The organism is Methyloceanibacter sp. (assembly GCF_041573655.1).
Lineage (GTDB): Bacteria > Pseudomonadota > Alphaproteobacteria > Rhizobiales > Methyloligellaceae > Methyloceanibacter.
This window is the reverse complement of the sequence record NZ_JBFFQD010000010.1, coordinates 55,775-64,207: the sequence shown is the minus strand read 5'-3', so window position 1 is coordinate 64,207 and position 8,433 is coordinate 55,775. Positions and strand designations below refer to the sequence as shown.

Genomic DNA, 8,433 nt, shown 5'->3' with positions numbered 1-8,433 from the left:
CCCAGGCAGACATTCACCGCCCGCTGAAGGCGATTGGCGAGTGCGGCATGAAACGCCGTGAGGGCTTCCGGCGCCAAGACCAGAATGGCGATCAAGATGCCGCCAAGCTCGTCGGGCAGGTCGAGATCTTCGATGCCGTAATCGACGATGACCGCGAGATATTCCGCGAGCAGCACCACGGGTAGAAGCGACAGGATCAGCATGGCCACGTGGTACGCGAGCGACCCGGTCGCCGCCTTCCTGTCTCCACGCTTGGGGCTCGCTGCTACAGCTTCGGCGGGCTCGTCGAAGAAGGCGCGGTGCCGTAGCGTCTGAATAGCGAGGAACACGCCGTAGAACAGCAGCGTGACGGCGAGGAACATCCATGCTTTGCCGGGCGCATTGATCGGGTCCGGCGGTGTCTTCGTATAGTTGGGCAGGATGAGCGCGAAGACGGAAAGCGCGGTGATGACGACGAGGAAGGAGCGCGCGCCGGCCAAATTGTAGTCTTGCTCCCAATAGCGCAGCGCACCGATGAGAAGCGCTATGCCGACCATGCCGTTCAGCACGATCATCAAGGTGGCGAACATTGCATCGCGGGCTAGCGTCGGATTGTTTTCGCCGTGGATCATGATCGAAGCCAGCAGCGCAACTTCGATGACGATGACCGAAAGGGTCAGGATCAAGGTGCCGTAGGGCTCGCCGAGATATTCGGCAACCGCGTCGGCGTGGGTCACCACGGCGAAGGCGCACCACATCATCACGCCGAAGAGGAAGGCGAACAGCACGACCGTGCGCAGGTGATTGCTCAGGTCCGCCAGGAATGTGTCTCCGAATGCGAAGAACACAATGGTGGTGAGAATGCCGGCGATGGCGGGAGCAATGCTGGTTAGACGGAACGGCGGCGGCGTTTTCGCGGCCGTCTTCTTCGGGACGCGTTTGCGTCGGCTTCCGGCCGTTCGTTCTTTCATCGGGTCTGCTCGTGCGGGTTCGAACAACGCCTGACAGGCGATTTACGGGAAAAACCTATCACGGCGCCTAAGCGCCTTGCCCGCGCGCGAGCGGCCGTCCCCAACTCCTTTCGACAGGCGCTAGCCGCCGCCAGGCCTTTGATGTAAAAGCCGTTTACATGACTCACTCAGGCCGCGGCTGGCGGCGTTCAGGCTCATATCATCACGGCAACCTGAAAGAGGTGCTGCTGGAGGCGGCGCGCAAGCTCATCGAAGAGCATGGCGCATTCGGCTTCAGCCTGACCGAGGCCGCGCGGCTGGCCGGGGTCAGCCCCGCCGCGCCCTATCGCCATTTCCGTGATCGCGATGCGCTCCTTGCCGAGGTCGCCCGCAGCGGCTTCGAGCGCTTCGCCGCGCGGCTCGACGCGGCATGGAACAACGGCATTCCGACGCCGCTGTCCGCGTTCGAAAATTTGGGCCGCGCTTATCTCGCCTTCGCCCGCGAAGAGCCGGCCAGCTACACGGTGATGTTCGAGAGCGGCTTGGCGCCGGGCACCGAAGGCGAGAACATCCCCGCCGCCGAGCAAGCCTTCGACGTTCTCCAAAAGGCCGCCGAGGCGCTATGCCGTCAGCTGCCGGAAGACGAACGGCCGCCGATCAAGCTGGTCAGCCTGCACATCTGGACCATGGCGCATGGCGTCGCCTCGCTGTTTGCCCAAGAGGGCAGGGCGGCGCGCAAAGTCCCCATGACCTCCGAAGAGGTCCTTGAGAGCGGGCTGCTCATCTACTTGAAAGGACTCGGCGTTCTCTCCGAAAGCGAGGAGGACGGGTCGACGCTTGAGAGCTAGCGGCTCGCCTCGAGCCATCTCAGCACGCGGTCCCAATCGCTCGGCGAGCCGTTGTAGATATTGCGGTCGACGTGCCCGTCGATCCCCGGCACGCTGCCTGTGGTGGTGAACTGCCAGAACGCCCAGCTCCGGTCGCCGTAAATCTTGTGAGGCTCGGCGGCCACCGAACGCAGCCAATAATGGTAGCTCTTGAGCTCGCCCTTCAGCACGTCTTTGTGGAAGGCCGGGTCGGTGTAGATGATCGGGCGCTTGCCCGTGTGCCGCTCCATGGCCTCCAGGATGATCTTGGTCTTCTTCAGCGCCAGCTTGCGCGAGATCTTCTTCGGGCAGGTCTTGGAGTGGGTGTGCCACTCCAGGTCGAGCACGGGCGGCAGCGTATCCGGGTCGCGCGGCACGTTGCGCACGAACCAATCGGCCTGTTCGGATGCGAGGCGGCACCAATAGATGAAGTGGTAGGCGCCGCGGGCAACGCCTGCGCGCTTCGCAGCGTGCCAATTCTGGAGGAACTTGGGATCCAGATGGTCGCCGCCCTCGGTCGCCTTGATAAAGGCGAACTGGATGCCGGCCTCGCGCACCTTGCGCCAGTCGATGTCGCCCTGCCAGTAGGAGACGTCGATCCCCTGGATCGGCATGGTGTGGGCGCGGGTCACGCCCTTGTGCGGTTTATGGTCTTTCAGCGCGCGGGCCAGCACGGGCCCCCCAAAAGCCACCCCGGCCACCAAAGCGGCAACCACCCAAAGACCGACCAATCGGCGATACGCAAAACTCATTGAAACGCCCTCGAAGACCCACACACGCCTGCAATTTTCAGCGAATTGACGGCCAAGCATCTCTCCAGGGGGTTAAATTTTCTTTGGCTGCCCCTACGCGGGCGGCTGTTTCAACCCCATATCTGAGGGGGATTTGCGGCGTTCCCTTGACCAACTTGCCAACCATCCCAACATAATGTAAATGTGAATAACATTCACACGTAAGGAAGGACCTGATGCACCTAGTTGCGACCTTAGACGACTACGGGAAGCCGGCTTGGATCGCGGCAACGATCCTCGGTTTCATCGTGTGGTGGCCTATTGGCCTTGGCGTTTTGGCCTATCTCATCTGGAGTGGACGAATGGGATGCGGAAATAAGACTGATTGGCGGCAGTATTTCACCGATGAGGCCCGCCGGTTTGGCAGCGGTGGCGGCTTCTCCACGACCGGCAACCATGCCTTCGACGAGTACCGCGAAGAGACCCTGAGGCGGCTGGAGGACGAAGCGAAGGAGTTTCAATCCTTCCTGAAGCGCCTGCGTCACGCGAAGGACAAGGCCGAGTTCGACCAGTTCATGGCCGAGCAGCGCCCCAGCGGCACGCCGAAAGCAGTCTAGCGCTCTCCCCCTGCGGACGAGCCGGCCGTGAGGCCACGCTTTCCAAGGGGCGCGGGATTTCGATCCCGCGCCCTTAATCTTTGCGCGAAAGACAGGCTTTCCTTCCGTGAGTCGCTCTGTAGGATGCGGGCCGACAAGCCCCTCCCGGGGCCAGCAACAAACGAAGGTTGAGACAAATGCATCGCGTGAACTTTTCCGCCGCTTGTATGATTTCCGCGCTGGTCCTCGCCGCGCCCGTGGCGTCCGCCGAGCCCACCGACTTGAAGGAGCTGTCCAAGGACCCTCAGAAGTTCCTCGGTGAACAGGTCGAGCTGGTCGGCTTTTGCGTGAAGGGCGGGCGCGCCGGCGATGTCATCGGCTATGAGTGCACCACGGACGCCGGCGTCTACGTGGATATCGACGTGATCGAGCCTGAGTCCGCGATGAAGACCCTGGCCGATTGCGGCGCGACCCAAAGCGACGAATGCCGCGCGACGGTACAATTTGCGCCGCACTCCTACACGACGTCCGGCGTGATCGAGGCAGACAAGAACGTCACCGTGTACCACGCCAAGAAGGGGACGGTGAGCTTCTAGCCTGAACATTTGGGGGGCGATTGATGAGAATTGCCGGCCTGCTGCTAACCCTCGTCGTGATGCTCGCGGTACCGAGCGCGCAGGCGGCCTCCTGCATGCGGTCCAATGCCGATGGCGCGATCGCCGAAGGGCGGCTCTCGCTCGGTCAGTTCGAGGATGCAGCGGGACGTCCCGAGCAGGCCTTCATCCTCACATTGCCCGCGCCAACCTGCCTTTCCGGCGAAGACGATATGGACAATGTCGATGACGTTGAGACCATCCACGTCTTCTCCGTTGACGCGCTTCACGCTGGGCTCGACGAGTTCGTGGGCAAGGACGTGCAAGTGCGCGGCACGCCCATCCCGGCGCACACGGCGCACCATCATGCCCCGATTGTGATGAGTATCACCGAGATCGACGGCCTTTAGACGCGAGCGTCCCGTAGCCGCCGCCGGTGGGTGTCTTGATGATGACCGCTTCGCCGGCAGCGATGACCGTCTGGTCGGCGCCCTTGAGGCGTTCCAAGTGACCTCCCGCGCGCCGCACCCAGTTCTCACCTATCTGTCCCGCCGCGCCGCCCTTCGTTCCGAAGGGACGCACGTTGCGGAAGCCCGACAGGATCGCGCAGTCCATCTCCTCCAGAAAGCGGATGACGCGACGTGTTCCGTCGCCTGCGCACCATTCGCCTTTGCCGCCCGAGCCACGCGCGATCTCGAAGCACTCCAGTAGCACGGGGTACCGCAGCTCCAGCACTTCGGGGTCGGTCAGCCGTGAATTGGTCATGTGTGTCTGTACGGCAGAGGCGCCGTCGAAGCCCGGGCCGGCCGGCGCACCGGAGCAGATTGTCTCGTAATACTGGAAGCGCGCATTGCCGAAAGTGAGGTTGTTCATCGTGCCTTGCGCGGAGCCCAGTGCGCCGAGCGCACCGTAGAGACAGTTCACGATGGTCTGGCTGGTTTCGACATTGCCGCCCGCGACAGGCGCGGGATAGTTCGGCTTCAAGAGTGAGTCCTTCGGCACCACGATCTTGATGTGGCGTAAGCAGCCCGCGTTCAGCGGGATGTCTTCGTCCACCAGCGTGCGGAAGACATAGAGCACGCAAGCCCGCGTGATGGGCTCCGGCGCGTTGAACGTGGTCGTGCCTTGCGCGCTCGTGCCGGCGAAATCGACCGTCGCTGTTTTGGCTTTCCTGTCGATGCCGATGGTGACCTTGATCACGCTGCCCTGATCGGTCTCCACCTCGAAACGCGCGGCCTTCAGCTTGCCGATGACTGCGCGCACCGCGTCCGCGGCGTTGTCCTGCACATGGCCCATGTAAGCCTTGACCGTGTCGAGCTCGTAATGGCGCACCATCTTGCGCAGCTCGATGACACCTTTTTCGTTTGCGGCGACCTGCGCTTTCAGGTCGGCGATGTTCTGCGCCAGGTTGCGCACGGGGTAGGGCCCCTCGGTGAGGAGCGCACACGTGGCGTCCTCGCGAAAGCGGCCATGCTCGACCAGCTTGAAGGGATCGATATAGATGCCTTCCTCGTGAATTGATGTCGCCTTGGGGCTCATGGAGCCCGGCGCAATGCCGCCGATGTCGGCGTGATGGCCGCGCGCGGCAACGAAGAACAAAAGCTCGGTATCATTCTCGGCGAAGACCGGCGTCACCACGGTGATGTCGGGCAGATGCGTGCCGCCGTTATAGGGCGCGTTCAGCATCCACACGTCACCCGGCTTCAAGGCGCGGCCCACCTCCCGCTGGATCGTCTCCACGCTTCGATCCATGGACCCGAGATGCACAGGGATGTGCGGCGCGTTGGCGATGAGATGCCCCTCGTCGTCGAAGATGGCGCAGGAGAAGTCGAGCCGTTCCTTGATGTTGACCGACCGCGCCGTGTTCTGAAGCGCGTAGCCCATCTGCTCGGCCACCGACACGAAGAGGTTGTTGAACACTTCGAGCATCACGGGGTCGGCCTTCTTGCCGACCTTGGCTTCGGTCCCCTCGGCGGCGTGTGTCAGGAGGAGATGGTTCTTTGCCGTGACGTCCGCGCGCCATGCCGGCTCGATCGCAACCGTCTGATGCGGTTCGATGATGAGTGCGGGCCCGGCCACACGCATGCTGCGCGCAAGCGTCTCGCGCCGGTAGACCGGGACCTTCCGCCATTGCCCGTGGGTGAACATGTCGGCATGCTCGCTCGGCTTCGGCGCGGATGTGCTATCCGAAGACGCAACGTCGTGCTCTTCGATCAGCGCGCCGCCGCCCACCGCTTCCACTTCCACCGCCTCGATCTCGATGTCTTTCTCGGGGCTGATAAAGCCGAAGCGCTGTTGATGCGCGGTTTCGAACAGCGCGCGCATGCCCGTGAGTTTGCCCACGGGAACGGGGAGGGAACTGTCCGTGCCTTCGTAGCGCAGATGTGCTTGCGCCGTGACGGTGACGTCGCTGGCGTCCACGCCTTGACGCACCAGCTCGTCGCGCGCGTCCGCCTCAAGGGGCGCGCTGATTTCGGCAAGTCTCAGGAGCCCGTCCGCCTCGAACGGCGTCAGCACCGCGTGCGTGCGCGCCGCCCGCAAGCTTGCGAGTCCCATGCCGTAGGCCGACAGCACGCCCGACAGCGGATGCAGCAGCACGTGTTTGATGCCGAGCGCCTCGGCCACAAGGCAGGCATGCTGGCCGCCGGCGCCACCGAACGAGTTCATCACATATTCGGAGACGTCGTAGCCGCGCTGCACGGAGATCGTCTTGATCGCGTTCGCCATGTTGGCGACGGCAATTCTGATAAAGCCGTCTGCGATCTCTTCCGCGTTGCGCCCATCGCCGAGCTTGCGCGCCAGCGCGTTGAAGGTGCGCGCGACGGCGGCGCGGTCCAACGCTTGGTCCTGACCGGGTCCGAAGATCTTTGGGAAGAGGTCCGGCTGGAGCTTGCCGGTCATGACATTCGCGTCGGTGACCGTGAGCGGGCCGCCGCGCCCATAAGCGCGCGGTCCTGGATCCGCGCCGGCCGAATCCGGACCCACGCGGAACCGGGCCTCGTCGTAATGAAGGATCGAGCCGCCGCCCGCGGCGACTGTGTGAATGAGCATCATTGGCGCACGGACGCGCGCGCCCGCCACCTCGCTTTCGAAGGTGCGCTCATACGCTCCGTCATAGTGGCAGACATCCGTGGAGGTGCCGCCCATGTCGAAGCCGATGACTTTGGTGAAGCCGGCGGTATCCGCCGTTTCCACCGCGCCCACCACGCCGCCCGCGGGGCCGGAGAGGATCGCATCCTTGCCGCGGAACAGATTCGCCGACGTCAGCCCGCCCGAGGACTGCATGAACAGCAATCGCGGACCGGCGTCTTCGCGATGTGCCGACAGCGCCCGCGCCACGCGGTCCACGTAGCGGCGGAGCAGCGGCGACAAATACGCATCGACCACGGTTGTATCGCCACGGCCCACGAACTTGACCAGCGGGCTGACCTCGTTGCTCACGGAGATCTGCGTGAAGCCGAGTTCGCGGGCGATCTCGGCGGCGGCCCGTTCGTGTGTCGGAAACGCATAAGCGTGCATGAACACGATGGCGACCGCATCGAGGCCGTCATTTCGTGCGGCCTCCATGGCAGAGCGTGTCGCGTCGAGATCGAGCGGCACCTCAATGGTGCCGTCGGCACGCACGCGCTCGGGTACTTCGGCGACGGCGCGGTAAAGCATCGACGGTTTTTCGATTTGCCGCGCGAAGATCTTGGGCCGTGCCTGGTAGCCGATCTCCAGCGCATCGCGGAACCCTTGGCTGACGATCAGGAGCGTGGGATCGCCCTTGCGCTCCAGCAGCGCATTGGTGGCAACAGTCGTGCCCATGCGCACGCTGCCGATGGCTTGCGGCGGCAGCGGCCTCGAACGCGGCACGCCAATCAGATCGGCGATACCGGCGATGGCGGCGTCGTCGTAGGCCGCCGGATTTTCGGATAAGAGTTTGGTGGTGACGAGCCTGCCGTCAGGCGCGCGGCCCACGATGTCGGTGAACGTGCCGCCGCGATCGATGAAGAATTGCCAGGTTGCTTGGGTTGTGCCGCTCATGATGCGGAGTGTCCCCGCATCAGGCGATGCGCTTCAAGCCCGCCGCGTATTGTTTCCAGCGTTTTACGTAGACGTCGGCGCCGCGCGCGATCATGGCGCGAGCCTTGTCGTCGATCTCGCGCAACGCTTTGGCCGGCGCGCCAAGGATCACAGAGTTGTCGGGAAATTCCTTGCCTTCGGTGATGAGGGCGTTGGCGCCGACCAGGCAGTTGGCGCCGATCTTCGCGCCGTTCAGGATCGTCGTGCCCATGCCGATCAAGGTTTGATTGCCGATGGTGCAGCCATGCAGGATGACGTTGTGGCCTATGACGCAATCGTGGCCGATGTCCAACGGAAAGCCGGGGTCGGTGTGGAGCGTGGCGTTGTCCTGGATCTGCGAGCGCGCGCCGATGTCGATCCACTCATTGTCGCCGCGCAGCACCGAGCCGTACCAGATGCTCACGTCGGAATGGAGCCGCACCTTGCCGACCACGGTTGCGGTCTCGGCCACCCAATACAGGTCGTCCGCCGGGAACTCGGGGCTCTGCCCGTCAAGCTCGTAAATCGCCATGCCTTGCCTCTTGCTCCTCGCGCTGGAAGGGGTGTGGATAGACCGCCAGCCGGCCCTTGTCATGCCTCCGTCCCGCTTCGTAGCGGAAGGGCCCCCAATCGGCCCCGATTTGACCCCCCAATCTGTGCCTATTTGAGCCCTT

8 protein-coding genes are annotated in these 8,433 nt (G+C 63.7%); 4 read left to right on the top strand and 4 right to left on the bottom strand.

Annotated features, from left to right (window positions below; all coding sequences use genetic code 11):
- The coding region (locus tag ABY454_RS04240) for a calcium:proton antiporter (RefSeq protein WP_372928931.1) at positions 1-950 on the bottom strand (950 nt) is incomplete at its 3' end.
- A 158-nt stretch (positions 951-1,108) separates the two neighbouring features.
- On the opposite strand from ABY454_RS04240, the gene ABY454_RS04235 reads away from it, so the two are divergent.
- Entirely contained in the window at positions 1,109-1,777 is a 669-nt protein-coding gene (locus ABY454_RS04235) for a TetR/AcrR family transcriptional regulator (RefSeq protein WP_372928930.1), read from the top strand.
- Here the strand turns inward: ABY454_RS04235 and ABY454_RS04230 are convergent.
- Positions 1,774-2,547 (bottom strand): GH25 family lysozyme, encoded by a 774-nt coding sequence (locus ABY454_RS04230; protein WP_372928929.1) that lies wholly within the window; start codon positions 2,545-2,547, stop codon positions 1,774-1,776. The genes ABY454_RS04235 and ABY454_RS04230 overlap by 4 nt on opposite strands.
- Positions 2,548-2,762: 215 nt before the next feature.
- Here ABY454_RS04230 and ABY454_RS04225 point away from each other — a divergent pair, with 215 nt between their 5' ends.
- The 3 genes from ABY454_RS04225 (at position 2,763) to ABY454_RS04215 (ending at position 4,125) form a co-directional block, all read left to right on the top strand.
- Positions 2,763-3,143, top strand: a complete 381-nt coding sequence (locus ABY454_RS04225; RefSeq protein WP_372928928.1) for a DUF2852 domain-containing protein — start codon at positions 2,763-2,765, stop codon at positions 3,141-3,143.
- 176 nt (positions 3,144-3,319) lie between these two features.
- On the top strand, positions 3,320-3,718 hold the full coding sequence (locus ABY454_RS04220; RefSeq protein WP_372928927.1) for a hypothetical protein: 399 nt from the start codon (positions 3,320-3,322) through the stop codon (positions 3,716-3,718).
- A gap of 23 nt (positions 3,719-3,741) precedes the next feature.
- On the top strand, positions 3,742-4,125 hold the full coding sequence (locus ABY454_RS04215; protein WP_372928926.1) for a DUF4431 domain-containing protein: 384 nt from the start codon (positions 3,742-3,744) through the stop codon (positions 4,123-4,125).
- Here the strand turns inward: ABY454_RS04215 and ABY454_RS04210 are convergent.
- Both ABY454_RS04210 and ABY454_RS04205 read right to left on the bottom strand, forming a co-directional pair.
- Complete coding sequence (locus ABY454_RS04210; protein ID WP_372928925.1) at positions 4,103-7,741, bottom strand: hydantoinase B/oxoprolinase family protein; 3,639 nt, start codon at positions 7,739-7,741, stop codon at positions 4,103-4,105. The two genes, ABY454_RS04215 and ABY454_RS04210, sit on opposite strands and share 23 nt — an antisense overlap.
- Positions 7,742-7,760: 19 nt before the next feature.
- Positions 7,761-8,291, bottom strand: a complete 531-nt coding sequence (locus ABY454_RS04205; protein WP_372928924.1) for a gamma carbonic anhydrase family protein — start codon at positions 8,289-8,291, stop codon at positions 7,761-7,763.
- Between the last annotated feature and the right edge of the window lie 142 nt (positions 8,292-8,433).